Origin of the sequence: Acidiphilium sp. PA, assembly GCF_026191915.1 — a bacterium.
GTDB lineage: Bacteria > Pseudomonadota > Alphaproteobacteria > Acetobacterales > Acetobacteraceae > Acidiphilium.
In genome coordinates this window covers 60,107-85,088 of record NZ_JAIMBY010000003.1, presented here as the reverse complement: position 1 = coordinate 85,088, position 24,982 = coordinate 60,107, and the positions used below count along the sequence as shown (strand labels likewise).

Below are 24,982 nucleotides of genomic sequence, written 5' to 3'. Positions count from 1 at the left end.
CTTTGGCAATGCTCATGGAGCTGACCCATCGCTGCCCGCTGAAATGCCCCTATTGCTCCAACCCGCTGGCGCTGGAGCGGGCACGCGACGAGCTGGATACCGCGACCTGGAAGCGCGTGATCACCGAGGCGGCCGGCATCGGCATCCTCCAGGCGCATTTTTCCGGCGGCGAGCCGATGGTGCGGTCCGATCTGCCGGAGCTCGTGCGCCACGCCCGCGCCGAGGGACTATACACCAATCTGATCACCTCCGCGGTGCTGCTGAATGCGGCGCGGATGGCCGAACTGGCCGAGGCCGGGCTCGACCATGTGCAGATCAGTTTTCAGGGCGCCGATGCGGCGGTGGCCGACCATGTCGCCGGGTTTCGCGATGCCCATGAGAAAAAACTGGCCGCGGCGCGCCTGGTGCGCGACGCCGGGCTGGCGCTGACCCTGAACGCCGTGGTGCACCGCCAGAACCTGCATCAGCTCAGCGCCATGATCGATCTGGCGGTCGACGCCGGCGCGCAGCGGATCGAGGTCGCGCATGTCCAGTATTATGGCTGGGCGTTGAAAAATCGCGCCGCGCTGATCCCGACGCGGGCGCAGCTTGACGAGGCGACCCGCATCGTCACGGCGGCCCGCACAAACCTCGCCGGCATACTCACCATCGATTACGTGGTGCCCGACTATTATGCGGCGCGGCCGAAGGCCTGCATGGGCGGGTGGGCGCGGCAGTTTTTCAACGTCACACCCTCCGGCAAGATGCTGCCCTGCCACGCGGCGGAGACGCTGCCGGGTCTGGTGTTCGAGCGCGTGACCGAGCGCAGCGTCGGTGAGATATGGGCGAACTCACCCGCGTTCGAAAAATATCGGGGCACTGGCTGGATGGCCGCGCCCTGCCAGGGTTGCGAACGCGCCGAAATCGACTGGGGCGGTTGCCGCTGCCAGGCGCTCGCCCTGACCGGCGATGCCGGCGCGACCGATCCGGCCTGCGGGCTGTCGCCCGATCACGCCATGATGGCGGCGCTGGCGATCGCGGAAAGCGGCGCGGCGGTCGATGATTTCGCCTACCGGATGATCTCGTAAAGCGCGACGGCGGCGGCGGCTGAAACGTTCAAACTCTCCATGCCACCGGGCATGGCGAGCGAGACCAGTTCATCACAGGTCTCACGGGTCAGGCGGCGCAGGCCCTCGCCCTCGGCGCCCAGCACCAAAGCGGCGCGGCGTCCGCCGAGCCCGGGGCCGGACAGGCGGGTGGCACCGGCCGCATCCAGCCCCATCACCCAGATATCGGCGGCTTTCAGCGCGATCAGCGCGCGCGCGATGTTCACCGTGCGCAACAGCGGAATCCGTTCCAGCGCGCCGGACGCGGCCTTGGCGAGCGCACCGCCCTCCTCGGGCGCGTTGCGCTCCTGCGCGATCACCAGCGCCGCGCCGAACGCCTGGGCGGAGCGCATGATCGCACCGACATTGCGCGGATCCGTGATCTGATCGAGCACCAGCACCGGACCGGGGCGCTTGAGTGCGTCGGCCAGGCTGGGCGAGGCCAACGGGTCGGTCTGCAGCGCCATGCCCTGATGCACGATGCCGCGGCCGAGCATGGCGTCGAGCCGGTCGCGATCGATTCGCTCCGCCTGGATCGCCCAGGGTTTCGGCAGGCGTGCGGCAAGAGCGGCTTCGGCCTCCTCGGTCAGTAGCAGGCGGCGCACGCGGCGGGCGGGGTTGGCGAGGGCTGCTTCGACCGGATGCATGCCGTAAAGCCATAGGCCGGATGCGGCGGCGGGCCGGCGTTCGCCCTCGTGGCGGCCACGCTGCGGGGGCGGGCCAGAGTGGCGTGGCTTCGGTTTACGGTGGGGGTCGCGCTGATCCATGCGGCTGTCTAGCCTGTGGATCGCCGCGTTGACAACGATGCGGCCCGACCGGCGTCAACGAAGACCGGCGGGTGCCATTTTCACTCAAAAAGGGCGGAAAATTTTTGGGAAGGACGGCTCCGCGCTTTCAACGCGTGGGCGCATCAATGCGCGTGGCGGCGTTGACAAGGCTGCGCTGATCGCAGATTACGGGCGGCGGAAGGGTGCCCGAGTGGCTAAAGGGGGCGGACTGTAAATCCGCTGGCGTACGCCTACGTTGGTTCGAATCCAACCCCTTCCACCATCACCGGAATTCTGAAATATCAACCGTCCGGCGCCGATATCCCGGCCCATTGTCATGGGCCGGGTTTCGCGCTCCCGTGTTACGGGATCATCCATGGCACCAGATATTGTTGCGCCATCACCATCACGCCAAGCAAAGCGGTCAAGAGAACGCTATGCTTGAACGTGCGGGCAAAGACGATGCCTTCCTTGCCTTTGAGGTCGGTGGTCGAAACGCCGGTCGAGATGTTCTGCGGCGAGATCATTTTCGCCATCACGCCGCCCGATGAGTTGGTCGCGGCGATCAGGACCGGGTTGAGGTGCAGCTGATTGGCGGCGACGACCTGCAGATTGCCGAACAGGGCATTGCCCGAGGTATCGCTGCCGGAGAGGAACACGGCCACCCAGCCCAGGAACGGGGAGACCAGCGGGAACAGCACGCCGATCGAGGCGACGCCGAGGCCGAGCGTGTAATTCATGCCGGAATAATTCATCAGATAGGCAAGGCCGATGATCAGCGCCACCGTGAAGATCGCGAGGCGGCTCTGCCGCCAGGTGGTGCCGATCGCCTTGATGAAGCCGGCAGGCCCGACGCCGACGAGGGCGGCGGTGATCACCGCGGCGAGCAGAATGGCCGTGCCGGTCGCCAGCGGCTGGAACACCCAGAGTGCTGCGTAGGGCTTATGATACAGCGAGATGAATACGGCATTGTTCAGCCCGGGCCATTTGATCACCTGCTGGCCGATCGCGAATATTTTCAGATCGGTCCAGATGATGACGACGGCGGACACCACGACCCAGGGGATCCAGCCGCGCCAGCTCGGAATGCCGCTGGCGCGGTGGCCGGCGAGCGCCTCGGCGCGGATCGCGAATTGCGCGTCCGGCGCCGGGCGCCAGACCTGCAGGAACCCGATGGTGATGACCAGCGACACCAGCGAGGCCAGCACGTCGGTCAGCGCGTAGCTGATATAGTTCGAGGTCACGAACTGCGTGACCGCAAAGCTCGCGCCGGCGACCAGCAGCATGGGGAACAGCGCCTTGATCGAGCGCATGCCGCCATACACGCCGACCACATAGAATGGCAGCAGGAAGGCAAAAAATGGCAACTGACGGCCGACCATCTGGCCCAACGTAACAGCGTGCAGCCCGGTCACCTGGCCGAGCACCGTGATCGGCACGCCCAACGCGCCGAATGCGACCGGGGCGGTATCGAAAATCAGCGTGAACGTGAGCGCTTCCAGTGTCGGAAAGCCGACCATGATCAGCAACGCGCTGGTGATGGCGACCGGCGTGCCGAAGCCGGCGATGCCTTCGAGCAGACAGCCGAAGCAGAAACCCACCACCACGAGCACCACACGGCGATCGTTCGGCAGATGCTCGATGATCCATTCGCGGAACGCATCGAAATGGCCGGAGTCGACCGCAATGTTATAGAGCAGCAGTGCGTTGACGACGATCCACATGATCGGCCAGAGCGCGAACACCACGCCGGCGGCGACGCTGTCGAGTGCCAGAAACGTCGGAAAGCGCCAGACGACGATCGCGATCACCAGAGCGGCGATCAGCCCGCCCAGCGACGATTGCCAGGCCGGGCGGCGCAGCACACCAAGCATGACCAGCACAACAGCGATGGGCACGGCGGCGACAACGAAGGACAGCCCGAGGCTGCCCCCGACCGGAGTGAGTAGCTGATGGAACATAATATCTCCCAAGACGATTTATTTCACGGACGCTCGGGGTGATAGGCGATTCGGCGGGGATTTACACTCCCTTGTGATCGGCGGCGGATAAAAACCTGCGGTGCGCCCCGTCTTGGTGCGGCTGCCGGACAGTTTATTGCGCGGCGGCGCCCAGGATGGTGCCGTTATCCTGCTGCACCACCACGGCGATATGGCGCGCCGGACCTGGTGCAATGCGCTGCTCGAACATCGGGCCGGTCCAGGCGCCGAGCGTGGTGATGGCACGCACGACATGGATTTGCCGCAGATCCGCACCCCGGTTCTCACCGCCACCAATTGCGGTACGATCGACCGCATCATAGTGAAAAACCTCGATTTTTGCTGCATGATCGGGCATCGCACCGGTGATCGAGATGCGCCAGCCGAGCGCCGCGCGGTCGATCGCGATGTGAACCGCCGGCTGCGCCGCCCGCGCTAGATCCGCAGCGATGGCGGCGGTTACGGCGGGTCGGTCCGAGCCGACCGCAACGCTGCGACCATCGATGATCGCCTGCGGTGTATAGACATCATGCGCGCCATGCATTGCTGCATACCATTTCTGCCGTGCGGTTGCGGCGGCCAGGGCGAACCGGTCGGTCCAGCGCGGACCATCGAAATAGCCAACATGCTCCGTGAGCACCAGAATGGCAGGATCGGCGGCCTGCAACCGCGCCATCAACGCCTCCGCCGGCGGACAGTCGGAGCAGGATTGCGAGGTATACAATTCGACCACTACGGGGCGGGCCGCAGCGGCCGGTGCGCCGAACGCGGCAGCCGCGACGATTGCGAGCCAAGCGCGCCGGACCTTCATGAGCCACCGAACCAGTTATAGCCCTGTTTTTCCCAGTAGCCGCTGGGAAACTGGTTGGTCACGCCGAGGGCGACGATTGATTTGGCGTTCTTGTAGCCGAGTTTGGTTGGAATCCGCAGCCGCAGCGGTGCGCCGAACGGCGCCGTGAGCGGCGCGCCGAGAAAGTCGAGCGCAAGGATGGTTTGCGGATGTAGGGCCGATTCCATGTCGATACTCTCGAAATACCCATCGGCACACTGAAACGAGACGTAGCGCGCCTTGGTATCGGCGTTGATCCGGCGCAGGAAGTCGCCAAGCCTCACGCCGCTCCACTGGCCAACGACGCGCCAGCCTTCGACGCAGATCAGCCGGGTGATCTGGCTTTCCTGCGGCAAGGCGCGCAGCTGGGCGATCCGCCAGGGCTGCTTGTCGCCGATCCGTCCGGTCAGACCCAGCCGCCAGGTTGCAAGGTCGACCTGTGGCGCCTTGTCGATATCGTAAAACGCATTGAAGCGCGGCGGCCGGGTGATGGCGGAGGCGGGGAATGTCGGAGCCAGCGTGTGCGGGTTGAACAGGGCGGCCTGCACCTCGTCGTTCCAGTGCGACATGGCGTTGAGCACACGATCCGCGACATCGGGGTGCGACGGATCATCGAAATCGCAGCCGGTCAGCGTCGTGGCGGCACCAAGCGCGAGGGCGCGGCCAAGCAGGTTGCGGCGGTTGAGGGTGAGGGCTGGCATTGGTCTACTCCGCGGCTTCCGATTCAGGGTTCGGCAGGTGTCCGCCGGTGATCATCGCGGGCAACACCCGCGGCACCAGGGCCACCAGCAGCAGATGAACGACCAGGAACAGGACGATCCCCGCCATGGCGATGAAGTGGATGACCCGCGAGACGAAAAATCCGCCGAACAGATCGGACAGCGGCCAGAGTTGCACCGGTTTCCACACCGCGAGGCCGCTCAGCACCGCCAGCACGCCGAGCCCGATCACGCCGAGGTAGAGCAGCCGTTGCACCGCATTGTAAACGCCCGGCCGGTGCGGTAGATGAAATCGCGCCGCCGCAATCGTGTCGCGCAGCACCGCGCGCAGGCTCAGCGGCAGCAGCTTGCGCCGGAAGTGGCCGGTCACGAGCCCCCAGCCGAGATAGAGCGCCCCGTTCAGCATCAGCAGCCAGATCGCGGCCAGATGCCAGGCAATCGCACCGCCAAGCCATTGGCCGATCGTGGCCCATTGCGGAAAGGTAAAGGGCAGGAAGGGCGACGCGTCATAGATTTCCCAGCCACTGCCAATTAGAGTCACGATGGCGATGGCGTTGAGCCAGTGCATCACCCGCAAGGCGAGCGGGTGGATCGGTCTGCGATGCGCCATGGGTCGTTCTCCTGAAATCGTGGCGAGGTCTGCCTGCCCTTCATGCACGCGGGGCACCGCCCGCGTCGAGGTATCGAAACCATGCTCAATCGGCATTGGCCGTCAGCGCGTCGCCGCGGCACATCATCGAGGCGTCGGACGGCCCCAGCGGTCGCCGCCGCATCGGACCCGACCATCAACCGCACGGAGATTGCAATGAACCGAAATCTGATCGCTCGCGCACTGACGCTGGGCACACTGACCCTCGCCCTCGCCACCGGTGGCATCGCCCAGGCCCAGTCCGCCAGTAGCACGGCCAAGCCAGACGCGATGAGCCACAGCACGATGACGCACAACACCATGAAGCACAGCGCAATGAAGCATGACACCATGAAGCATGACACCATGAAGCACAGCACCATGAGCCACACACCCGCGCAATAGCCCTCTCCGCCCCGATCGGCCGGGGAGAATCCGGGCCGATCGGGGCACCATCCAACCCGGAGGCCGATCTATGGCAGAGTTTCGGAACGGCGTATGATCAGGACATGAGCCTACAGGACAAGCTCGATGCCGAACGCAACCTCCGTCTGGTCAATGAGACGGTGCGCGCCGCCTACGAGGAAACCGTCGCGACGCTGAGCCGCAACGGGTTGATGCCCGGCGTATTGGTCGAGGAAGCGCCGTTTCCCGACTTCATCTTGCCCAACACCGAGGGTAGACTCGTATCACTGTCTGCCCTGCTCGCGCGTGGTCCGGTAATTGTTCAGTTTTTTCGCGGCGAATGGTGCCCGTATTGCCGCCTGATGCTTGACGCGCTCGTTACTCTTCTACCGGAAATCGAGGCGCTTGGCGCATCGCTGGTCGCCCTAACACCCGATACCGGCCTACCGGCGCGGGACGCCAAGATCAATCATGGCGCCGCATTCGAGGTGCTGTCGGACATCGACTGCGGGGTGGGGCTCGCCGCCGGCGTCGTGTTCCGCCTGCCGCCACTCTATAAGGCCCGGCTGCAGACGGTCGGGCTCGATGTTCCTGGCCGACACGGCAACGACGCGTGGTTCCTGCCGATCCCTGCGACCTTCCTGCTCGATCGCGAAGGTCGGGTCGCCTGGCGGTTTGCCGATGTCGATTTCACGCGGCGTGCGGCGCCCGAACGCATCGTGGCGGCGTTGCGCCAATTGGCCGCACCGGATTAGCGCCGTGGAACTGACGCAGGTTCGTTATTTCGTTGCTCTCAGCCGCTCGCTGAATTTCACCCGCGCGGCCGAGGCCTGCAATGTCACCCAGCCGGCCCTCACCCGCGCGATCCAGCGGCTTGAAGACGAACTCGGCGGCCCCTTGCTGTTTCGTGAACGCAGCACGACCCAGTTGACCGAACTCGGCCGCACCATGCTGCCGCATCTGGATGCGATGCTGATGGCCGCAGACAGCGCGGCGGCCTTGGCCGATGCGCGCCGGCGCCAGCCGATTGCGAGTCTGAAAATCGGGCTCGCACCGGGCATCGGCTGCGGCGCGATCGCCTTCGCGGTGCGCGAAGTCGCCGCCATCCTGCCCGATTTAATGATCCGGCTCGACGAAGCAGCCGCCGCCATGTTGATCGAGTCGATGCTGACCGACATGCTAGATTGCGCCTTGCTGCCCGAGGATTGCGATCTGCCGGACCGGTTCAACCACTGGCCATTGTACGATGATCGCGCCGTGGCAGTCCTGCCGGTCTCGCACGCCCTGGCTGAGCGAACCTCGCTCACCGCTGGGGATCTGCACGGTGAAACCCTGCTGCACGGCGAACGTTGCGGCGGCTTCGCGGCCCTGTTCGACACCATGTGCCAGGGCCAGGCCCGGCTGCGGCGTTGTGACGGCGCGATCGGGCATCTACTCGACCTGGTCCATGCGGGTCTCGGCGTCGCCCTGCTCTCCGAACGCATCGTTCTGCCCGCAACACTGATCGGACTGCCGATCACCGAACCCGCACTGACCCGGCGAGTCCGGCTGGTCGCGATCGCGGGCCGCCCACAGGGTGCGGCGGTGTCCGGGTTCGTGAAACTATGCCGCGCCCGCTGTGGTGTGGACGGCCGCTAGCCCGCCGGCTGGTGGCTGACCTCAGACCAGAGGAGCATTGCCACCCGGCTAAGCCGCCTCACCCGCCGCCACGCTCGATTTCAACTGGCCGCAGGCGGCGAGAATATCGCGGCCGCGCGGCGTGCGCACGGGTGCCGCGTAGCCGGCGTTCATCACGATGTCGGCGAAGCGGTGGATCGCATTGCCGCTCGAGGTTTCATAGGTCGACCCCGGCCATGGATTGAACGGGATCAGGTTCACCTTGGCTGGAATCCCGGCAATCAACCGCACCAGTTCCCGCGCATCGGCCTCGCTGTCATTGATGCCTTTGAGCATGACGTATTCGAACGTGATGCGTCTGGCGTTCGAGGCGGCCGGATAGCGCCGGCAGGCGGCGATCAGTTCGGCGATATTGTATTTGCGGTTGAGCGGCACGATCACGTCGCGCACCTCATCGCGCACGGCGTGCAGCGAAACCGCAAGGTTAACGCCAAGTTCCTCACCGCACCGATCCATCATCGGCACCACACCGGAGGTCGAAAGCGTAATGCGCCGGCGCGACAGGCCGATGCCTTCGCCGTCCATGATGATCTTCACTGCCGCGGCGACGTTTTCGTAATTATACAGCGGCTCGCCCATCCCCATCAGCACGATGGTCGAGAGCAGGCGCGGCGTTTCGCCTTTCGGGCTCGGCCATTCGCCATAGGCGTCCCGCATCGCCATGAACTGTCCGACGATTTCGGCGGCCGACAAATTACGCGTCAGCCGCTGCGTGCCGGTATGGCAGAACCGGCACGACAGCGTGCAGCCCACCTGCGATGATATGCACACGGCACCCCGATCCTCGGTGACATCGGGGATATAGACGGTCTCGACCGCCTCGTTATCGCGAAACCGGAACAGCATTTTGCGCGTCTGATCGGCGCTGAGTTGATCCGCCGCGACCGCCGGCCGGCCGATCACGAAATGCGCGGCGAGTTTTTCACGCAGCGGCTTGGCGATATTCACCATTGCGGCGAAATCGGTCACGCCCTGGTGATAGATCCAGTGCCACAATTGCTTGGCGCGAAACGCCGCCTCGCCGATCGAGGCGACCGCCTCGCCAAGCTCTGCGCGTGACAGTCCAACCAGGTCACGCCGGCCATCCGCCAGCAAGGCCGGCGGCGGCGCGAACAAGGCGGCCTTGGCCAGAATGCGCGTGCGCTCGGCCTCGTCGAGATCGAGCGTGATCGACATGATCTAGCTCTTTTTCGGCGCGGCGCTCGCCGGGCAGGCCTTCTCGATCGCCTTATAGGCGTCGGAGAAGCCATCGAGCCCGAACGTATCGGTCACCGGCTTGCCCGCCGGTGCGGTCGCGGTTGCCACCACCGAGGAACCGCCGAGAAACGCCTGCGTGGTCGCGGCACCCTTCATGGCGTAGGCCATATTATCCTTGGTGAAGAACGCGAGCTTGTTGCTGCCGACCGCGAGCGTCACCTTGGCGTCCTTGGTGTAGGTAATGCCCTGGCTGAGCGAGATTTCGTCGCGAAACCCGGTACGCTCGGTCACCGTCAGCATCGCGGGCGTGGCCTTGCTGCCTTTCGGCAACTTGCTGGTCGTGAAGGCGTAACAGGCCCGATCCGCACCGCTGCCATAGGTTGCGGCGGTCCAGGATTTGAAGACACCGAGTGGTTTCGGCGCATTGGTGGCGGGAGCGGTCGTGGTCGCGGCGAGCGCGCAGCCGGGGGCGGCCAGAACCGTCAGGGCAAGAAAAAGGGCGGGGGCGTGTTTCATGACCGCTAAAATACGCGCACCGCCCCGCCCCGGCAAGCGGCGGCGGCCTATCGGCCGGCTTGAATGCCGAGATTGACCTGCCGGATCGCGCCGTCCACCGCATTCAGCGCCGCAATCCGGTGGCCGCCCTTGTTATGCAGCGCCACCAGAAGCTGTGACCTTGCGGTGTAAAGCGCACTGCGCGCCGCGAACATGTGGCTCTGATACGCCATCGCCACGCCACCCATCACACTCCCCGCCACCAGCGTCGCCCCGACAATCGCAGCCAAACGCGTCTTGCTCAAATTCATCGCCATTCTCCAGTCGTTGTTAGTGCAGTAAAACGTCTTTCGAGATCAATCATGGCGCTGATGAGGCGGTTTGGTAATAAATCGTAACAGATATGCCCCGGGCCATCCCTGCTGCCTTTATCGTAACGATTGCGCCGATGCCATCTGAAGTGTTACCGTTAGTCGCATGAAACCGCTCGCTTTTATTCTGGCGTTGTTTACGAGCTTGATCCTGTCCGGTTGCGCCGACAGCACCACCACCTACTACCATAAACATCCGCATCAACTGATGCGTGAGGTCGTCAATTGTGAGAACAATGGCGGCGCATTGGCCAACACACCCCGCTGCCGCAAGGCGTTGGCGATCAACGCCCAGCTATTTTGACCCGCTATTTCGGTGCACCCAATCGCGCGATCAGCGACGACGTATCCCACCGCCGCCCGCCCATCGCCTGCACATCAGCGTAGAACTGATCAACCAGCGCGGTGAGCGGCAGGCGCGCACCGGTCTCCTTCGCCTGTTCCAGGCAGATGGCCAGATCCTTGCGCATCCAGTCCACCGCAAAGCCGAAGTCGAATGTGCCGGAAACCATGGTTTTCCAGCGGTTTTCCATCTGCCAGCTTTGCGCCGCACCCTTCGAAATCGCGCCGATCACCGCCTCGGGATCGAGCCCCGCCGCCTGCGCGAAGGCGAGCCCTTCGGCCAGCCCCTGCACCGCGCCGGCGATGCAGATCTGATTGACCATTTTCGCCAACTGCCCGCCACCGGCCGCGCCGATATGGCTGATATTGGCGCCATAGCACCCGATCACCGGCTTCGCGCGCGCGAAATCATCAGCACCGCCGCCGATCATCACGGTCAGCCGGCCGTTCTCCGCCCCGGCTTGGCCGCCGGAAACCGGCGCATCCAGCACGCCGAATTTTCCGTCCGCCGCCGCCGCCAATTCCCGCGCCACGGTCGCCGAAGCGGTAGTGTGATCAACGAACAACGCCCCCGCCGCCATGCCCGCAAACGCGCCATCCGCCCCGATCGTGACGGAGCGCAGATCATCATCGTTGCCGACGCAGGCAAACACGAACTCCTGCCCCTCGGCCGCCGCACGCGGCGTCGCCGCCGCCCGCCCACCGTGTTTGGCCACCCACGCCTCGGCCTTCGCCGCCGAGCGATTATACACCGTCACGTCATGCCCACCGGCGGCCAGATGCCCCGCCATCGGAAATCCCATCACGCCGAGGCCGATGAACGCCACTTGAGCCATGTCTAAATCCTAGAAGTTAAAGTTTCATGAATATCCGCCGCATCCGCCCGCACAATGCACGGTTCGTGATGCACCGGAAGGTTGAGCGAGCGCGCGATGAAGCACATCGCATTGGCATCATGGTGCAATCGAAGTGCCGCCGCCGCATCCGATGTCGCAGCGATCGTCACGCGCGGCCGCAGCGTCACGGCAGTAAACTGCCCCGCGCCGGACGCCTCCTCGGTCAAGATCGCATCGGCATCGTCCTCATAATTCAGCACGACAACACCGGCCTCCGCGCACAGATGCAGATACCAGAGTTGATGACACGACGATATCGCCGCCAGCAGCAACAATTCCGGGTTCCACCGTGCCGGATCACCCCGAAATGCCGGGTCGGACGACAGCGCCAAATCAGGCCGCCCGGCAGCCCCCACCGCATGATCACGTCCGTAGGCGCGATAGGCGCTGGTGCCGGAACCGGCGTTACCAGTCCAGTGCAGGCGGGTGCGATACTGATGCACCCGGCTCATCGACGAACGCTCAGAAATCCGTGCACCGCCCGTTGCGTTCCCAATCGCCGTACCGCGTCGGCTCCGGGCCTTTCGGGCCACCGATCTCCTTGGGCATCGGCTTCGGTTCGGGTTTGGTCTCGGTCGGTTTCGTCGTTTCGGTCATGGTTTGGATGTGGCATCGCCCTGCGGCGCCGGCAAGGTTACCGCCGCCTCGCGCAGCCTCTGTTCGGCGAGCGAGCGCCACGGCGCATTCGCCGGCGCCTTGTCCAGCGCCTGATGAAACAGGTTCAGTGCCGTCGGCGTCACATGCCCCGCCGCCTCGGTCTCCGCCTCGGCGGTCTCCGCCGCCAGGGTCGCGTTGAACTTCAGCCCCAACGCGACGGTCCACGCCTTCGCCGCCGCCGCCAGTTTGTTCTGGCTCACCAGCGCCTGGCCCAGCAGCAGATACCCCTGCCGCGCCTGCTCGGAATGCGGGGGAATCTGCGATAATTTCTGCTCCAGCTTCGCAATCAGCGCATCATCCTGCGCCCGCGCCGCCGATTGCGCGTGCAGCACTGCCGAATGCGGCTCCGATGGTACGAACGGCAAGCCGCCCGGCACGAACAACGCCACAGCGGCGACCGGAATCGCCACCAGCGTCGCAATCAGCAGGCCGCGTGCCTGCCCATCCGCCGCCGGCTCGGGAATCGAGTCCGCCACCAGCAGCCGGCGCTGCACCTCAAGCTTCGCGCCCTGAAACTCGGCCTCGGGCAGCCGCCCATCCACCCGGTCGCGCTCGATCTCGTCGAGCTGGGACCGATGCAGCGCCACCGCCGTATCGCGCCGATACCGGATGGTGCCGCGCCGCAGCCATATAACCAACACCGGTGCCACCGCCACCAGCGACAGCACCGCCATCCATAGCCAGATCACGACAGCAATTCCTTCAGACGATCATGCTCGTCGGGCGAAAGCGGGGGTGGCCCCTGTTGTCTACGCCGGCGCGCCAACAGCAGCACCAGCAGGCCCAACGCCAGCGCGATCGCCGGCGAAAACCACAGCAGCCAGGTCAGCGGGATCAACGGCGGCTTCAGCAGTACGAAAATCCCATAGCGATGCACCATGAAATCGATGATCTGTTGGTTGGTCTCGCCCTTCACCACCCGCCGGCGAATGATGCCGCGGAACTGCTTGGCAAGCCCGGCCTGCGAATTCTCCACCGTCTCGTTCTGGCAGACCAGGCACCGCAGGCGATCGCCGATCACCTCGGCCCGCTTTTCCTGCGGAATCGTCAGCACCACCCCGTCGCGCCGGATCGTGGTGGGTGTGTCAGCCGCTGCAATCCCGAGCGCCAGACCCAGCCCGACGAGCGCCATGACCACCAGGCGTTTCATGTCAGCCGCTGCAGCGCCGGCTTGAGCTGATCCTCGATGATCTCCGGGAACAGCGGCCCGGCGGTATGCCAGCGCACCTCGCCGCCCGGCGCGATCAGGAAACTCTCCGGCACGCCGTACACCCCCCAGTTGATCGCAACCCGCCCCTCCGCATCGCTCGCCAGCCGTCGGTACGGATCGCCATTCTTCGCCAGATACAGATCGAGTGCGGCCGCCTTGTCCTGATAAGCGATGCCCCAGATATCCAGCCCGGATTTGGCGATCGCATCCAGATACGGCGCTTCCTCGACGCACGGCACACACCAGGAGGCGAAAAAATTCACTAGCAACGGCCGCTTCTGCGCCATGATCGCCGCCTGGTCGAACCCGGCGTGCCCGTCATGCCCCGGCAGCGAAAAATCAGGCACCTTGTGCCCGACCAGGGGATTGTTGAACGCCTGCGGATTATATGTCCCCCGCCCCATCCGCTCCAGCAGCGCATAGGATGCAACACCCCCCGCCGCCACCGCAACGAGCGGCAGGCCGAACATCAGCCGTCGGGTCAGCATCGTGGCCATGACGCCGCTAGACCGTGGCCGAACCGGCCGGCTTGCGTAACTTCGCCCGCGCCGGCGCGCCGATGCGGAACCGCCGGTCGCTCAACGAAATCGCTCCGCCCAGCGCCATGATGAACCCCCCCAGCCAGATCTCGGGGGCGAACGGGTGCACATTGAACCGGAACTCGCCACCGCCGGAATTATCCTCGCCGGCAAATGTCGCGAACATGTTGCGCACGCCATTGGTGCGGATCGCCGCCGCCACGGTCTTGACCTTCTGCGCCGTGAAATAGCGCCGCTCGGGCTTCAGCACCATCACCAGCTTGCCATGCCGCGTCACGGTAATCGTCGCCTTGCGGGCGGTATAATTCGGCCCGGTGGCCGGCACGATCGAATCGAGCTTCCAGTTGAACCCGCCCAGCGCAACCGACTGGCCAGGATGCAGGACCGTCACGTCATGCACCCGCAACGTCATCCCCGCGATGCCGAGCACCACCACCCCGAACCCGAAATGCCCGAGTGCCGCACCCACCGACGCCCGCGGGATCGTGCCCAGCCGCGCGAACGATTGCCCAAGCGGCACGCGGAACAGCCGCACCCGCTCCCCGATGTCGATCAACGCGCCGATCATCACCCACACCGCACCGGCCAGCCCGAGCGCGGCAATAAAATGGCGCTGGAACGCGTAATAGGCGAACACGATCAGCGCCGCGACGGCGGCGTACCACACCTTGACCAGCGCCGGCCCGATCGCGCCGCGCTTCCACGGCAGCATCGGTCCCACCGCCATCGCCAGGATCAGCGGTGCGACCATCGGCAACACCGCCTGGTCATAGAACGGCGCGCCCACCGAAATCTGCATCCCGAACGCCAGATCGACGAACGGCGGATACATCGTGCCGGTGAACACCACCGCCGCGATGATGCAGAGGAACACATTGTTCAAGATCAGCGCGCCCTCGCGCGACACCGGCGCGAATATCCCCGTGGCCGCCAGCACCGGCGCGCGGATTGCAAACAACAGCAGAGACCCGCCGATGGTCAGCGCCAGCAGTACCAGAATGAACAGGCCCTGGTTCGGCGAAGCCGCGAACGCATGCACGGAGTTCAACAATCCCGAGCGCACCAGGAAGGTGCCGCACAGGCTGAGCGAAAACGTCGCGATCGCCAGCAGCACGCTCCACGTTTTCAGTGCTTCCCGCTTCTCGACCACGATCGCGGAATGGAGTAACGCGGTGCCGGTCAGCCAAGGCAGCAACGCCACGTTCTCGACCGGGTCCCAGAACCAGAACCCGCCCCAGCCCAGCGTGTAATACGACCAGAGCGATCCGAAACAAATGCCGCAGGTCAGGAAGATCCAAGACACCAGCGTCCACGGCCGCACCCAGCGCCCCCAGGCGGCATCGACCCGCCCCTCGATCAACGCCGCCACCGCAAAGGCAAACGCGATCGAAAAGCCGACATAACCAGTGTAGAGAATAGGCGGATGCACCGCGAGCCCCGGGTCCTGCAAAATCGGGTTCACCCCCGCGCCATGCAGCGGTGGCGGCCAGATCCGGCGGAACGGGTCGGATACGGCGAGCGTGAACAGCAAAAACCCGCCCGAAACCAGCCCGAGCACGCCCAGCACGCGGGCGCGCAGGCTGGTCGGAATATTGTTGCCGAACACCCCCACCGTCGCGCCGCACAGCGACAATATCAGGCACCACAGCAGCATCGAGCCGTCATGATTGCCCCAGGTGCCGGTGATCCGGTAAAACAGCGGCGTCGTGCTCGATGAAAATTCGGCGACATTGCGCACCGTGAAATCCGACACCACGCCCGACCACACCAGCGCCGCAAACGCGAGACCCAGCATGATGAACTGGCTGATAGCCAGTGCTGGCGCCGCCCGCAGCACCATCCGGTCCCGCAGCATGGGCCCGAACAGCCCGATCACCGCCTGCGCCCCGGCAATCGCCAGCGCCAGCGCCAGCGCAAAATGACCCAGCGCGGGGATCACGGCGTCAACCCGCGGGTCGGTGCGATCGATCGATCATCCATTGTTATCAGCCTCGATGGTGCGCGGTGATTTGTCATCCCAGGTTGCCGCATTGGGTGCCGGCCCAAATTTCGGGTTCCACTTGCCCGCCTTGCGCAACGCCTGCTCGACCGGCGCCGGCATATAGCTCGCACCATGCTTCGCCAGCACGGTACTGGCCACGAATTCCCGATCGCCCTTGGCCATCGCCCCCACCGTCACCACCCCCTGCCCCTGGCGGAACAGCCCGGGCAGCACACCGGTAAACACCACCGGGATCGAGGCCTGGCCATCCGTGATCCGAAACGTCGTGTAGGGCCGGTTGTCACGCGTGCCCATCACGACGGTATTGGCCTGAACAACCCCGCCCAGGCGGAACACCATGCCCGGCGCGGGATGTTTCGCGACCACCTCCTGCGGCGAGAGAAAAAACGACAGGCTGGACCGAAACGCGACCAGCATCAGCGCCGTCGCGCACGAAACCCCCGCGCCGCACGCGATCACCAGCCACAACCGGCGCGTCTTGCGATTCATCATGATTGTTCATCCTGCATCGCATCCCGCCTCCGCCGCCCGCGGGGCTCCACCGCGGCCAGCCGCCGCCGCGCCGCGCGATAGCGCAGCAGTGAGGTCAGCGACAAACCCCCCAGAATCAGAATGGTGGCCCCATAACTGCCAGCTACATAGGGCATGACATGTTTAATCATGCATCACCCCGCTCGGCCTGCGCCAGCAGCAGCGCGCGCGCCCGGTTCTCCATGATCCCGCTCGAAATCCGCCCGAGACACATCGCCGCGAACGCCAGATAGAATCCGATCGTGCAGACGATCAGCGGGTACAGCATGGTCACGTAAATTTTCGACGGCCCGGTCACCGAAATCGAATTACCCTGATGCAGCGTGTTCCACCAGTAGACGCTGAACACGATGATCGGCAGATTGACCGCACCCACCAGCCCCAGAATCGCCGCTGCCCGATAGCCGTGTTGCGGATTATCGAACGCGCGGATCAGCGCCATATGCCCGAGATACAGAAACAACAGGATCAGCACCGAGGTCAGCCGCGCGTCCCAAACCCAGTATGTCCCCCATTCCGGCCGTCCCCACAGCGAGCCTGAAATCAGGCAGAGCGCGGTAAATCCTGCCCCCACCGGCCCGATTTCCTTGGCCGCGATATCCGCCAGCGGATGCCGCCACACGATCGACAGCAGCGAACAGATCGCCAGCGCCGCATACCCGTTCATCGCCACCCAGGCCGACGGGATATGCACATACATAATGCGTGACGCGATGCCCTGCTGCCAGTCCGCCGGCGCGTAGAAAAACCCCCACACCAAGCCGATAACCGTGGTCAGAAAGGCCACCACCGTCAACCATGGCAAAACCGGTTGCACCAGGCGCTGGAACCGTCCCGGATTTGCAAAGCGATGCAGCCAAGCCCCCGCCTTCGACTGCGGTGCGCCGATCGGTCTGGCCGCGATATCTCCGGTGTAATCCGGCATTCCTGTCCGTCCCATGCACAAGGTCTAATACGAAACCGACGCTTTGCCATCCCCTTTGCCGCGTTTGCGCCGGCCATGCCGATCACATCTTGGCGTTGTTATATATCATACAATCGTGGCAAACACGGCGTGACCGAAAATAAAAGGATATCGCCATGCAATTCATCCTGATCGCCCACGACCGCGCCGATGGTCTGCCCATCCGCAAACAGACCAGGCCGGACCACATCGCCTACCTCACCGAAATCGCCGGCAACATCGTCTTCGGCGGTCCTCTGCTCGATGACGACGGCAATCCCTGTGGCTCGACCATCATCTACGAAGTGCCCGATCGCGCGATGGCCGAAACCCTGGTCGCCAACGACCCCTATTCCCGCGCCCGCCTGTTCGATCGCGTCGAAATCCGCGCGTTCCGCACCGTCGTGCGCGACGGCGCCATCACACCCTGAGCCGCCCGATGCCCAACTACTGGCTGGTCAAATCAGAACCCGATGCGTTCTCGTGGGACCAGCAGGTCGCCAACCGCATCGAGCCCTGGACCGGCGTGCGAAACCACATGGCGAAAAACAACCTCAAAGCCATGCGGCTGGGCGATCTCGCCTTCTTCTACCACTCCAACATCGGCCGCGAGATCGTCGGCGTGGTCGAGATTGTGCGCGAAGCCTACCCCGACCCCAGCATGGAGCCCGGGCCCAAACCGCAGGACTGGGTCGCCGTCGATATGCAGGCCCGCGCCCCGCTGCCCCACCCGGTCACCCTGGCCACCATCAAATCCGACCCCGCCCTCGCCGGCATCGCCCTGATCCGCCTGTCCCGCCTGTCGGTCTGCCCGATCAGCCCCGAACACTGGGCGCATATCTGCACACTGGGCGGCTACCGCGCCTGACGCACCCACCCGGTGCGCGCGATATCATGGCTCGGCCGGAATCGCGCGCCCCGACCCCAAAAACCCTGCCAATGCCGCCACCACCGCCTGCGGCTTCTCCGCATGCAGCCAATGCCCGGTCCCCTCGATGGTCTCGATCATCGCGGCCGGAAAATATCGCCGAATCGCACCATATGCCGAGGCCGGCACATAAGACGACAGCGCCCCCCGCAAGAACAGCGCACCCCCCGGATACGATCCCGCCACCCCCTCCGGCCACGAAACCAGATCGCCCATGGCCCCGGCAATCTCATCCAGGCCCAACCGCCAGCGCGGCGCGGCACCCAGCACCAGATTATGCAGCAGAAACCCCCGCAACGCCGGATCAGGGATCGCCCCCGCCAACGCCGCATCGGCCTGCTGCCGGGTCAAATCCGGCGATAACGCCAAGCCCCGCATCGAAGCGACAAACAAATCATGCTCATGCCCATACGCGACCGGCGCAATATCCAGCACCGCCAGCCGCTCGACCAGCGCCGGATGCACCAAGGCCAGCATCATCGCGATCTTGCCGCCCATCGAATGCCCGACCACCCGCGCCCGCCCCACCCCCAGCGCCGCCATCGTCTCCGCCACATCCGCCGCCATCGTCGCATACCGCATGTCCGCGGCATGACCGCTCGCACCATGATTGCGCGCATCGAGCGCAATCACCCGGAACCGCCCCGCCAAACCGCGCGCGATCACGCCCAGATTGCGGCCCGAGCCGAACAGGCCGTGCAACAACACCACATCCGGCCCCGTGCCGGTGATGGTTGCCTGGAGGCGCATCAGCCGCGCGTCCAGCGGCAAGAAAGGCAAGCGAAAGACTTCTTTTTTGGAAAAAAGAAGCAAAAAACTTTTTGACTCGGGGGCATGGGCGGTTTCACCGGCATGGGCCCAGACAAATAAAGTTTTTTTGCTTCTTTTTTTTCAAAAAAAGAAGTCTACCCCGATCCTTCCTCATCCTTACCCTCGCCTTAAAGTTGAATTCGCTTGAAACTAATCCCCACCAAGCTAGAGTCACCTCATGAACCCCGCAATGCAAGCCGACGCCACCCGCCTCGCCCGCCTGATCACCCGCCAGGCGCAGAAGCGCCACCTCGCCGCCTGCTGGGCCGCAGCCGCCGGCATCGCCCCGGGCATGATCGTGCTCGACATCGGTGCCGGCTCGGGCGCGCTCTCGTTCGAATACGCTGCCCTGGTCGTCCCCGGCGGCCGGATCATCGCGATCGACCCCGATGCCGAATGTATCGCCCACATCAACGAACAAGCCACCAACCGCGCGCTGCCGTTGCACGCCATCACCGGCACCGCCGAAGCCCTGCCGCCCCTGCCAGCACCGCCCGATCGCGTCATGCTGACCGATGCGCTGCACCACATGAACGACCCGACCACCGCCCTGCGCCGCCTGCACGCGATCATGCCGCCCCACGCTATCCTGTTCATCGCGGAATACGACCCCGCCGGCGCCGGTGCCATGGGTGCGAAACTGAGTCGCCGCACCGCCCCCGCAACGGCCACCGCATTACTCGCCGCCGCCGGCTTCACCATCCAGGCTCAGACTGCGGCGCCCGACGAGCATTACACCATCACCGCTATCCCATGATCGCCCCGCCATGATCACAATTGCCCGGCGCGACCCGATCGCCACGGCTGCCATCACCGCCCTGCTCGGCGTCGGCGCCATCGTCTGGCTGATGCCGCCGCTGATCATCCCGCTCCTGGTCACCCTTGCCCTCGCCGTTGCCGCCACCATCGCCTACGCCCGCCCGGTCGCCGCCATGGCGCTCTGGCTGATCCTGGTCGAAACCACCCCGGAGATGTGGCTGTCCGACCTGATCGGCGCACACGAGCTCATCATCGCCCTCCTCAAATCCGCCGGCCTGCTGATCATCGCCCTCGCCGCCCTGCGCACCGGCCCGCGCGCCGACCGTTTCAACCCCTCCTATGCCTTCATCGTCATGTTCATCGATGGCGCGATCCACGGCCTCTGGCCCGGCCTGACCCCGATGGCCTCGCTCCGCTCGCTGATTGGCTCGGCTGCCCCCTTCGCTGCCGGCTACCTCCGCCTCAGCGCGGCGATGCGTACCACCATCATCCGCTGCACCATCATCGGTCCCTCCGTCACGGTCGGCTTCGGCATCGCCCTCGCCGCCCCCGGCATCCGCCCGCTTTACAGCACCCAACTCGGCGCCATCCGCCTCGCCGCCTCCAGCGCCCCCGCCTTTCTGGGCGGTTTCGCGATGATCGCCATCTTCGCCGGCCTGATCGAATATCTGCGCAACGGCAATTCCCGCCACATGCTCTGGATCGCCGTAAACTACCTCATCCTGATCGCCACCGGCGCCCGCTCACCGCTCGCCATGGCCGGATTCATCACCCTCGCTACACTGCTGATCACACCTTCGCCCTTCCTCACCCCGGCCCGCCGCTTCGCAATCCTCGCCTTCGGCAGCGCCAGCCTCGGAATCGTGCTGATGGCCGCCTCCGCCCTGCGGATCATCCGCATTGTCGATCTGATCAACCTCGGCGATGCCGCCAGCCTGTCCAACCGCCAGCTGATCTGGCCCTTCTTTGAAGCCGCCGCCCGCCATTCCCCCTGGATCGGCTGGGGCGTCGGCGCCGGCAAAGTCGTCGTCTCGATGAAATCGCACATCGGCCGCCTGCTCGGCACCAACGCGGCCCACAACGAATATCTGCGCATCACGGTGGAAGGCGGCGTGCTTGGCGCGCTCCTGCTGTTCGCCATGCTCACCCTCTGGCTATGGCGGGGCAGCGCTGCTCTGCCGACAGCCCAGCGCCGCATCATCCGGCTTGTCTTTCTCGCCTTCGCCGTGCAATCCTTCACTGACAATACTTTGATCGCAACGACTAGCCTCGTGTTCTTCACCTGGGCGCGCGCGGTCTTCGTGAACCCCGATGAAAGCCCGCCGCCCACATGACCGGTCCAGCCTCGCTCCCCCGCCGCACACTGTTCGCCGCACCGGCCCTGCTGGCCCTGCCTACGCGCGCGCGCGCCGCATCGGCGGCGCAGCCGCCCATTGCCATCGTCCTGAATTCCGGCGGCGCGACCGTCTCGGTCATCGACATGACCACCCGCAAAATCCTGCGCGACGAGCCCACCTTCCGCGAACCGAGCCACTGGGCCCTCACGCCCGATCACAAAAAGCTGCTGATCGCCGATTCCTCCGGCAACGCCCTCTTCTTTCTCGACCCCGCGACCGGCACGGAACTCGGCCATAAACTCATCCCCGACCCTTACCAGCTCTGGTTCAGCCCGGATGGCACGTACCTCACCATCACCTGCCTCCGCCTCAACCACGTCGATGTCTACCACGCCGCCAGCCTCACCCTGGCGCACCGCTTCAAACTCGGATCGATGCCCTCGCACCTCAGCTACACGCCCGATTCCAGGACCGTCTTCGTCTCGATGCAGGACAGCGGCACCCTGGTCGCGATCGATCTTGCGAATATGACCCCGCGCTGGACCACCAAAGTCGGCAAAACCCCCGCCGGCGTCATGTGGCACGACGGCGTCGTCCTCACCGCCATCATGGGCAGCGATCATGTCGCCGTGCTCGACCCCGCAACCGGCCGCATCACCCGCACCATCCTGACCGACAAGGGTGCCCACAACATCTTCCTCACGCCCGATCGTACCCAGCTCTACGTCACCAACCGCGTCGCCGGCTCCCTCACGGTGCTCGATGCCAGGACCCTCGGCTTCGTCAAGCGTATCGCCATGCCCGGCGGCCCGGACGATCTGTGCTTCGCGCCCGACGGCAAACTCTGGATCGCGCTGCGCTTCGCGTCGCGTGTCGCCGTCCACGACCCCGTCACCGGCGCCACCGACCACATCAGCGTCGGCCGCTCGCCCCACGGCATTTTCATCTCCACCCTGTTGACCGACCGGCCGGCCCTCGCCGCAATGCGCCTCGCCTGATGCAAATGATGGCACAGGTTCTCTCGCACGTACCCGCCCACCCGTTCAACGACGTCGCGGGCTGGATCGAGCAAACCGCCGTCCTGCCCCTCCTCTACCGCGCCGGTCTCATGCAATGGAGCGAGTTGTCCTTCGGCTGGACCCTCGTTGCGGTCTACGGCATCACGCAGATGATCCTCGCCTACGCCGTCTGCGTCCCGCTCGAACGCTTCCACCCGCTGGAACGCTGGACCACGAGCAAACCCGTCCTGGTCGACGTGTTCTATACCTTCCTCGCGCGTGTCGGCGTCCTTCCCATCATGACCTTCGTGCTGTTCTACGCCGCCCAGGTTCAACTCGATGGCTTCCTCGCGGACCGCGGCTATGTGCCGCCGATGCTCGAAACCATCATCCCGGCCTTGTTCGGCCACCCCGTCGTCACCTTCGCGCTCTACGCCCTCATCCTCGATTTCACCGATTACTGGCGCCACCGTCTCTCGCACCGGTTCTCGATCTGGTACGCGCTCCACGCGGTCCATCACGCCCAGCGCCAGATGACCTTCTGGTCCGACGACCGGAACCACGTCATCGATGAAGTCCTGAGCTTCCTCTGGTTCATGCTCATCGGCCTGTTGATCGGCATCCCACCCCTGCAGTTCCCGCTGCTGATCCTGATGCTGCGCTTCGTCGAAAGCCTCAGCCACGCCAACACGACATTGTCTTTCGGTAAAATCGGCGATCGCCTGCTCGTCTCGCCACGCTTTCACCGCACCCACCACGGCATCCTCGCCGCCGGCCAGAAATCCTGCAACTACGGCGCCGTCTTCCCGCTCTGGGATATCATCTTCAAAACCGCCGACTTCGCCCGGCCTCCAACGCCCACCGGCGATCCGACCGCCCCCGAAGCCATGGCCACTGGGACTTATCTGGCCCAGCAATGGTCGGGCATCGCCCACACCGTTCGGGCATTGCGCGGATAAGCCAGCAGCGCTTCGCCTCAAAGCCGCGCCGCAGACCTCAGCCCAGGGCCACGATCGCTGACACCAGCACGATCGCCGTGATCGCCACGCTCGCATGTGCGCCAATCACCACGCCCGACAAACGCTTGCCCCGCCACGCCGCCATGATCACCAGCAGCCCCAGCAAAATCGCAAGCCCGAGCAACGCTTCCGCGCCGACGCCAAACCCCGCCACCCCATCCGCCGCCGGTGGCGGATGCCGATCGAGCCCGATCACCAGCTCCAACAGCCCGGCGGCACCTACCACGCCATGCACCAGGCCCAACATCCACCCCGCGGCCGGCGGCGGTGTGCCGCGCAGATAGCCAATCGACAAATACCCGCCCAGTGCGGCGGCCAGGAGCAGGAAAACCAGGGCAATCGTCATGCGCTAGCTCGTATCATTGTCCGTACCGTCTGATAAAGACTCGGAAAAGTTTACAAAGACCGTCTTCTTTCAAAGTCGGGACGGAAAATTCCCCAGCGGTCAACGACCCGATGCGGATGATACGGCACGGTCGCAGTTTGCAACACTTCGCTACGCACCCGAGTGCTAGGCGTCTCCCATGGACAGCGACATCACCCACGCCATGATCCGCTTCGGCTTCGGTGCCGGCGGCACTGCGCCGGCCAGCACCAATCCGCGCGACTGGCTGCACGCCCAGCTCAAGGGGCCGGACCCGGCCCTCGCCGACCCTTCCTTCGCCAACCTGCCCAGCGGGGCGGATGCGCTGCAAGCCCGCCGCACGGACGCGGTGCAACGCAAGCGCATCCTCGCCGCCGGCAAACCCCTCAAGGGCAATTTCAAACCGCTAAGCCGCGCGATGTTCCTCGGCGATGCCAAGGCCCAGCTCGACTGGACGATCAACACATCCGCCCCGTTCCGCGAACGCCTGGTCTGGTTCTGGGCCAATCACTTCACCACCTCGATCCGCCAGGGCGGCGTCGAAGCCCTGGTCGGCCCGTTCATGCGTGAAGCGATCCGCCCGCACGTAACCGGCAACTTCACCGACATGGTGCTCGCCGCCGAACGCCATCCCGCCATGCTGCTCTACCTCGCCAACGCTTTCTCGGTCGGCCCGAACAGCCGCGCCGGCCTGCGCTTTCATCGGGGCCTGAACGAGAACCTCGGCCGCGAATGCATGGAACTCCACACCGTGAGCCTGCGCGCCCGTTACACCCAGACCGACGTGACCAACATGGCCAAGCTGCTCACCGGCTGGTCGGTCAACCCGCAAAACCAACCGACCGGGTTCATGTTCCGCCCCTTCGCGCACGAACCCGGCCCGCAAACCGTGCTCGGTCATCAATTCCCGCCCGGCGAGGCAGGCGGCATCGCGGCACTGCGCTTCCTGGCCACCCACCCCACCACCTACCAATCCCTCGCGACGAAACTCGCCTGGCATTTCTGCGGCGATCATCCGCCCCAGGCCACGGTCGACCACCTCGCCGCAGTCCTCACCGACACCAAAGGCGACCTCGGCGCCGCCTCCGCCGCTTTGATCGACCTGCCCGCCGCCTGGCAGCCGCTCACCAAAATCAAAACACCATTCGACTACACGATCTCGCTCGCCCGCGCCGCCCGCATCACCAACGCCCCGGTCGGCTTTTACCTCGGCACGCTCCGCAAACTCGGCCAACCGCTCTGGGCCGCCCCGCTGCCGAACGGCTGGTCCGATCACGGGGCCGACTGGACCGGGTCGGACGCGGTGCTCGCCCGGGTCGATTTCGGCTTCACCGCCGCCGCCCGCGCCAACAGCACGCCACCGATGGATATTGCCCGCTCAACGCTCGGCCCCCTGCTGCGCCCGGCCACCGAAACCGCCATCGCCACCGCCGGCTCGCCGCGCGAAGCCTTGGCCATGCTGTTCGCCGCCCCCGAATTCCAAAGGAGATAGGTT

General features: G+C 65.2%; 32 protein-coding genes and 1 tRNA gene. 13 read left to right on the top strand and 20 right to left on the bottom strand.

The features are described 5' to 3' along the window. Positions 1 to 8: 8 nt before the first annotated feature. Positions 9 to 1,067: a pyrroloquinoline quinone biosynthesis protein PqqE gene (pqqE, locus tag AruPA_RS06605; protein WP_408858578.1), complete on the top strand. Its 1,059-nt coding sequence runs from the start codon at positions 9 to 11 to the stop codon at positions 1,065 to 1,067. Here the strand turns inward: pqqE and rlmB are convergent. Beyond that, entirely contained in the window at positions 1,049 to 1,852 is an 804-nt protein-coding gene (gene rlmB / locus AruPA_RS06600) for a 23S rRNA (guanosine(2251)-2'-O)-methyltransferase RlmB (protein ID WP_265635853.1), read from the bottom strand. The genes pqqE and rlmB overlap by 19 nt on opposite strands. Before the next feature lie 197 nt (positions 1,853 to 2,049). Between rlmB and AruPA_RS06595 the strand changes: the two genes are divergently transcribed. Beyond that, positions 2,050 to 2,135 (top strand) — tRNA-Tyr (locus tag AruPA_RS06595). A gap of 79 nt (positions 2,136 to 2,214) precedes the next feature. Here the strand turns inward: AruPA_RS06595 and AruPA_RS06590 are convergent. The 4 genes from AruPA_RS06590 to AruPA_RS06575 form a co-directional block, all read right to left on the bottom strand. Further along, positions 2,215 to 3,813: an L-lactate permease gene (locus AruPA_RS06590; RefSeq protein ID WP_265635852.1), complete on the bottom strand. Its 1,599-nt coding sequence runs from the start codon at positions 3,811 to 3,813 to the stop codon at positions 2,215 to 2,217. 133 nt (positions 3,814 to 3,946) lie between these two features. Beyond that, on the bottom strand, positions 3,947 to 4,642 hold the full coding sequence (locus AruPA_RS06585) for a DUF1223 domain-containing protein (RefSeq protein WP_265635851.1): 696 nt from the start codon (positions 4,640 to 4,642) through the stop codon (positions 3,947 to 3,949). After that, entirely contained in the window at positions 4,639 to 5,361 is a 723-nt protein-coding gene (locus AruPA_RS06580; RefSeq protein WP_265635850.1) for a molybdopterin-dependent oxidoreductase, read from the bottom strand. The genes AruPA_RS06585 and AruPA_RS06580 overlap by 4 nt, the downstream gene beginning before the upstream one ends. Positions 5,362 to 5,365: 4 nt before the next feature. Then, a complete protein-coding gene (locus AruPA_RS06575; protein ID WP_265635849.1) occupies positions 5,366 to 6,085 on the bottom strand; it encodes a cytochrome b/b6 domain-containing protein in 720 nt (239 codons plus the stop codon). A 99-nt stretch (positions 6,086 to 6,184) separates the two neighbouring features. Between AruPA_RS06575 and AruPA_RS06570 the strand changes: the two genes are divergently transcribed. The 3 genes from AruPA_RS06570 to AruPA_RS06560 all read left to right on the top strand — a co-directional run bounded on the left by AruPA_RS06570 (position 6,185) and on the right by AruPA_RS06560 (position 8,050). Continuing rightward, positions 6,185 to 6,412, top strand: coding sequence for a pentapeptide MXKDX repeat protein (locus tag AruPA_RS06570; protein ID WP_265635848.1), 228 nt, complete (start codon positions 6,185 to 6,187; stop codon positions 6,410 to 6,412). A 104-nt stretch (positions 6,413 to 6,516) separates the two neighbouring features. Continuing rightward, positions 6,517 to 7,167 carry a peroxiredoxin-like family protein gene (locus AruPA_RS06565; protein WP_265635847.1) on the top strand — a complete coding sequence of 217 codons (651 nt, stop codon included), beginning with the start codon at positions 6,517 to 6,519 and terminating at the stop codon, positions 7,165 to 7,167. Between the two features lie 4 nt (positions 7,168 to 7,171). Then, the gene (locus tag AruPA_RS06560; RefSeq protein ID WP_265635846.1) at positions 7,172 to 8,050 is read left to right on the top strand and encodes a LysR family transcriptional regulator; all 879 of its coding nucleotides are present in this window, start codon (positions 7,172 to 7,174) and stop codon (positions 8,048 to 8,050) included. A 48-nt stretch (positions 8,051 to 8,098) separates the two neighbouring features. Here the strand turns inward: AruPA_RS06560 and rlmN are convergent, their stop codons facing one another. The 3 genes from rlmN to AruPA_RS06545 are packed head-to-tail and all read right to left on the bottom strand — an operon-like array spanning position 8,099 to position 10,092. Continuing rightward, positions 8,099 to 9,265 carry a 23S rRNA (adenine(2503)-C(2))-methyltransferase RlmN gene (gene rlmN, locus AruPA_RS06555; RefSeq protein ID WP_265635845.1) on the bottom strand — a complete coding sequence of 389 codons (1,167 nt, stop codon included), beginning with the start codon at positions 9,263 to 9,265 and terminating at the stop codon, positions 8,099 to 8,101. Positions 9,266 to 9,268: 3 nt separating this feature from the next. Further along, positions 9,269 to 9,802, bottom strand: coding sequence for an invasion associated locus B family protein (locus AruPA_RS06550; protein ID WP_265635844.1), 534 nt, complete (start codon positions 9,800 to 9,802; stop codon positions 9,269 to 9,271). 47 nt (positions 9,803 to 9,849) lie between these two features. Then, a complete protein-coding gene (locus AruPA_RS06545; protein ID WP_265635843.1) occupies positions 9,850 to 10,092 on the bottom strand; it encodes a hypothetical protein in 243 nt (80 codons plus the stop codon). Positions 10,093 to 10,258: 166 nt separating this feature from the next. Here AruPA_RS06545 and AruPA_RS06540 point away from each other — a divergent pair, with 166 nt between their 5' ends. Next, positions 10,259 to 10,456 carry an EexN family lipoprotein gene (locus AruPA_RS06540; protein WP_265635842.1) on the top strand — a complete coding sequence of 66 codons (198 nt, stop codon included), beginning with the start codon at positions 10,259 to 10,261 and terminating at the stop codon, positions 10,454 to 10,456. 4 nt (positions 10,457 to 10,460) lie between these two features. Here AruPA_RS06540 and AruPA_RS06535 read toward each other — a convergent pair whose 3' ends face one another. The 10 genes from AruPA_RS06535 to AruPA_RS06490 are packed head-to-tail and all read right to left on the bottom strand — an operon-like array spanning position 10,461 to position 17,269. Continuing rightward, a complete protein-coding gene (locus tag AruPA_RS06535; protein WP_265635841.1) occupies positions 10,461 to 11,330 on the bottom strand; it encodes an NAD(P)-dependent oxidoreductase in 870 nt (289 codons plus the stop codon). Between the two features lie 2 nt (positions 11,331 to 11,332). Continuing rightward, positions 11,333 to 11,842 carry an OsmC family protein gene (locus AruPA_RS06530; protein WP_265635840.1) on the bottom strand — a complete coding sequence of 170 codons (510 nt, stop codon included), beginning with the start codon at positions 11,840 to 11,842 and terminating at the stop codon, positions 11,333 to 11,335. A gap of 10 nt (positions 11,843 to 11,852) precedes the next feature. Then, positions 11,853 to 11,987: a DUF1674 domain-containing protein gene (locus AruPA_RS06525; RefSeq protein WP_076454336.1), complete on the bottom strand. Its 135-nt coding sequence runs from the start codon at positions 11,985 to 11,987 to the stop codon at positions 11,853 to 11,855. Next, positions 11,984 to 12,736 (bottom strand): c-type cytochrome biogenesis protein CcmI, encoded by a 753-nt coding sequence (gene ccmI / locus AruPA_RS06520; protein ID WP_265635839.1) that lies wholly within the window; start codon positions 12,734 to 12,736, stop codon positions 11,984 to 11,986. Before ccmI ends, AruPA_RS06525 begins: the two co-directional genes overlap by 4 nt. Continuing rightward, a complete protein-coding gene (locus AruPA_RS06515; protein ID WP_265635838.1) occupies positions 12,733 to 13,197 on the bottom strand; it encodes a cytochrome c-type biogenesis protein in 465 nt (154 codons plus the stop codon). The genes ccmI and AruPA_RS06515 overlap by 4 nt, the downstream gene beginning before the upstream one ends. Continuing rightward, positions 13,194 to 13,754: a DsbE family thiol:disulfide interchange protein gene (locus AruPA_RS06510; protein WP_265635837.1), complete on the bottom strand. Its 561-nt coding sequence runs from the start codon at positions 13,752 to 13,754 to the stop codon at positions 13,194 to 13,196. Before AruPA_RS06510 ends, AruPA_RS06515 begins: the two co-directional genes overlap by 4 nt. A 7-nt stretch (positions 13,755 to 13,761) precedes the next feature. Continuing rightward, on the bottom strand, positions 13,762 to 15,735 hold the full coding sequence (locus AruPA_RS06505) for a heme lyase CcmF/NrfE family subunit (protein WP_265635836.1): 1,974 nt from the start codon (positions 15,733 to 15,735) through the stop codon (positions 13,762 to 13,764). A 33-nt stretch (positions 15,736 to 15,768) separates the two neighbouring features. Then, positions 15,769 to 16,290, bottom strand: coding sequence for a cytochrome c maturation protein CcmE (gene ccmE, locus AruPA_RS06500; protein WP_265635835.1), 522 nt, complete (start codon positions 16,288 to 16,290; stop codon positions 15,769 to 15,771). Then, positions 16,287 to 16,460, bottom strand: a complete 174-nt coding sequence (ccmD, locus tag AruPA_RS06495) for a heme exporter protein CcmD (RefSeq protein ID WP_265635834.1) — start codon at positions 16,458 to 16,460, stop codon at positions 16,287 to 16,289. The genes ccmE and ccmD overlap by 4 nt, the downstream gene beginning before the upstream one ends. Next, positions 16,457 to 17,269, bottom strand: a complete 813-nt coding sequence (locus AruPA_RS06490) for a heme ABC transporter permease (RefSeq protein ID WP_265635833.1) — start codon at positions 17,267 to 17,269, stop codon at positions 16,457 to 16,459. The genes ccmD and AruPA_RS06490 overlap by 4 nt, the downstream gene beginning before the upstream one ends. 140 nt (positions 17,270 to 17,409) lie before the next feature. On the opposite strand from AruPA_RS06490, the gene AruPA_RS06485 reads away from it, so the two are divergent. Both AruPA_RS06485 and AruPA_RS06480 read left to right on the top strand, forming a co-directional pair. Then, entirely contained in the window at positions 17,410 to 17,703 is a 294-nt protein-coding gene (locus AruPA_RS06485) for a YciI family protein (protein WP_265635832.1), read from the top strand. Positions 17,704 to 17,711: 8 nt separating this feature from the next. Then, on the top strand, positions 17,712 to 18,140 hold the full coding sequence (locus AruPA_RS06480) for an EVE domain-containing protein (protein WP_265635831.1): 429 nt from the start codon (positions 17,712 to 17,714) through the stop codon (positions 18,138 to 18,140). 24 nt (positions 18,141 to 18,164) lie between these two features. On the opposite strand, the gene AruPA_RS06475 is transcribed toward AruPA_RS06480, so the two are convergent. Then, a complete protein-coding gene (locus AruPA_RS06475) occupies positions 18,165 to 18,971 on the bottom strand; it encodes an alpha/beta fold hydrolase (RefSeq protein ID WP_408858577.1) in 807 nt (268 codons plus the stop codon). 217 nt (positions 18,972 to 19,188) lie between these two features. Here AruPA_RS06475 and AruPA_RS06470 point away from each other — a divergent pair, with 217 nt between their 5' ends. The 4 genes from AruPA_RS06470 to AruPA_RS06455 are packed head-to-tail and all read left to right on the top strand — an operon-like array spanning position 19,189 to position 23,063. Further along, positions 19,189 to 19,767 carry a class I SAM-dependent methyltransferase gene (locus AruPA_RS06470; protein ID WP_265635830.1) on the top strand — a complete coding sequence of 193 codons (579 nt, stop codon included), beginning with the start codon at positions 19,189 to 19,191 and terminating at the stop codon, positions 19,765 to 19,767. A gap of 10 nt (positions 19,768 to 19,777) precedes the next feature. Beyond that, positions 19,778 to 21,103, top strand: a complete 1,326-nt coding sequence (locus tag AruPA_RS06465) for an O-antigen ligase (protein WP_265635829.1) — start codon at positions 19,778 to 19,780, stop codon at positions 21,101 to 21,103. Further along, entirely contained in the window at positions 21,100 to 22,104 is a 1,005-nt protein-coding gene (locus AruPA_RS06460) for a YncE family protein (RefSeq protein ID WP_265635828.1), read from the top strand. Before AruPA_RS06465 ends, AruPA_RS06460 begins: the two co-directional genes overlap by 4 nt. A gap of 8 nt (positions 22,105 to 22,112) precedes the next feature. Further along, a complete protein-coding gene (locus AruPA_RS06455) occupies positions 22,113 to 23,063 on the top strand; it encodes a sterol desaturase family protein (protein ID WP_265635827.1) in 951 nt (316 codons plus the stop codon). Between the two features lie 37 nt (positions 23,064 to 23,100). Here AruPA_RS06455 and AruPA_RS06450 read toward each other — a convergent pair whose 3' ends face one another. Next, complete coding sequence (locus AruPA_RS06450) at positions 23,101 to 23,469, bottom strand: hypothetical protein (RefSeq protein ID WP_265635826.1); 369 nt, start codon at positions 23,467 to 23,469, stop codon at positions 23,101 to 23,103. 178 nt (positions 23,470 to 23,647) lie between these two features. On the opposite strand from AruPA_RS06450, the gene AruPA_RS06445 reads away from it, so the two are divergent. Then, positions 23,648 to 24,979 carry a DUF1800 family protein gene (locus AruPA_RS06445; protein ID WP_265635825.1) on the top strand — a complete coding sequence of 444 codons (1,332 nt, stop codon included), beginning with the start codon at positions 23,648 to 23,650 and terminating at the stop codon, positions 24,977 to 24,979. The last annotated feature ends 3 nt before the right edge of the window (positions 24,980 to 24,982 follow it).

Coding starts and splice junctions, on each gene's coding strand:
- ccmD (WP_265635834.1), bottom strand. CDS start 16,460: ATGATTAAACATGTCATGCCCTATGTAGCTGGCAGTTATGGGGCCACC.
- AruPA_RS06510 (WP_265635837.1), bottom strand. CDS start 13,754: ATGGCCACGATGCTGACCCGACGGCTGATGTTCGGCCTGCCGCTCGTT.
- AruPA_RS06565 (WP_265635847.1), top strand. CDS start 6,517: ATGAGCCTACAGGACAAGCTCGATGCCGAACGCAACCTCCGTCTGGTC.
- pqqE (WP_408858578.1), top strand. CDS start 9: ATGCTCATGGAGCTGACCCATCGCTGCCCGCTGAAATGCCCCTATTGC.
- AruPA_RS06465 (WP_265635829.1), top strand. CDS start 19,778: ATGATCACAATTGCCCGGCGCGACCCGATCGCCACGGCTGCCATCACC.
- AruPA_RS06515 (WP_265635838.1), bottom strand. CDS start 13,197: ATGAAACGCCTGGTGGTCATGGCGCTCGTCGGGCTGGGTCTGGCGCTC.
- AruPA_RS06545 (WP_265635843.1), bottom strand. CDS start 10,092: ATGAATTTGAGCAAGACGCGTTTGGCTGCGATTGTCGGGGCGACGCTG.
- AruPA_RS06540 (WP_265635842.1), top strand. CDS start 10,259: ATGAAACCGCTCGCTTTTATTCTGGCGTTGTTTACGAGCTTGATCCTG.
- AruPA_RS06530 (WP_265635840.1), bottom strand. CDS start 11,842: ATGAGCCGGGTGCATCAGTATCGCACCCGCCTGCACTGGACTGGTAAC.
- AruPA_RS06585 (WP_265635851.1), bottom strand. CDS start 4,642: ATGAAGGTCCGGCGCGCTTGGCTCGCAATCGTCGCGGCTGCCGCGTTC.
- AruPA_RS06460 (WP_265635828.1), top strand. CDS start 21,100: ATGACCGGTCCAGCCTCGCTCCCCCGCCGCACACTGTTCGCCGCACCG.
- ccmE (WP_265635835.1), bottom strand. CDS start 16,290: ATGATGAATCGCAAGACGCGCCGGTTGTGGCTGGTGATCGCGTGCGGC.
- AruPA_RS06525 (WP_076454336.1), bottom strand. CDS start 11,987: ATGACCGAAACGACGAAACCGACCGAGACCAAACCCGAACCGAAGCCG.
- AruPA_RS06535 (WP_265635841.1), bottom strand. CDS start 11,330: ATGGCTCAAGTGGCGTTCATCGGCCTCGGCGTGATGGGATTTCCGATG.
- AruPA_RS06455 (WP_265635827.1), top strand. CDS start 22,113: ATGGCACAGGTTCTCTCGCACGTACCCGCCCACCCGTTCAACGACGTC.
- AruPA_RS06490 (WP_265635833.1), bottom strand. CDS start 17,269: ATGGGACGGACAGGAATGCCGGATTACACCGGAGATATCGCGGCCAGA.
- AruPA_RS06580 (WP_265635850.1), bottom strand. CDS start 5,361: ATGCCAGCCCTCACCCTCAACCGCCGCAACCTGCTTGGCCGCGCCCTC.
- AruPA_RS06590 (WP_265635852.1), bottom strand. CDS start 3,813: ATGTTCCATCAGCTACTCACTCCGGTCGGGGGCAGCCTCGGGCTGTCC.
- rlmB (WP_265635853.1), bottom strand. CDS start 1,852: ATGGATCAGCGCGACCCCCACCGTAAACCGAAGCCACGCCACTCTGGC.
- AruPA_RS06485 (WP_265635832.1), top strand. CDS start 17,410: ATGCAATTCATCCTGATCGCCCACGACCGCGCCGATGGTCTGCCCATC.
- AruPA_RS06450 (WP_265635826.1), bottom strand. CDS start 23,469: ATGACGATTGCCCTGGTTTTCCTGCTCCTGGCCGCCGCACTGGGCGGG.
- AruPA_RS06575 (WP_265635849.1), bottom strand. CDS start 6,085: ATGCCGATTGAGCATGGTTTCGATACCTCGACGCGGGCGGTGCCCCGC.
- AruPA_RS06470 (WP_265635830.1), top strand. CDS start 19,189: ATGAACCCCGCAATGCAAGCCGACGCCACCCGCCTCGCCCGCCTGATC.
- AruPA_RS06570 (WP_265635848.1), top strand. CDS start 6,185: ATGAACCGAAATCTGATCGCTCGCGCACTGACGCTGGGCACACTGACC.
- AruPA_RS06550 (WP_265635844.1), bottom strand. CDS start 9,802: ATGAAACACGCCCCCGCCCTTTTTCTTGCCCTGACGGTTCTGGCCGCC.
- AruPA_RS06445 (WP_265635825.1), top strand. CDS start 23,648: ATGGACAGCGACATCACCCACGCCATGATCCGCTTCGGCTTCGGTGCC.
- AruPA_RS06480 (WP_265635831.1), top strand. CDS start 17,712: ATGCCCAACTACTGGCTGGTCAAATCAGAACCCGATGCGTTCTCGTGG.
- rlmN (WP_265635845.1), bottom strand. CDS start 9,265: ATGTCGATCACGCTCGATCTCGACGAGGCCGAGCGCACGCGCATTCTG.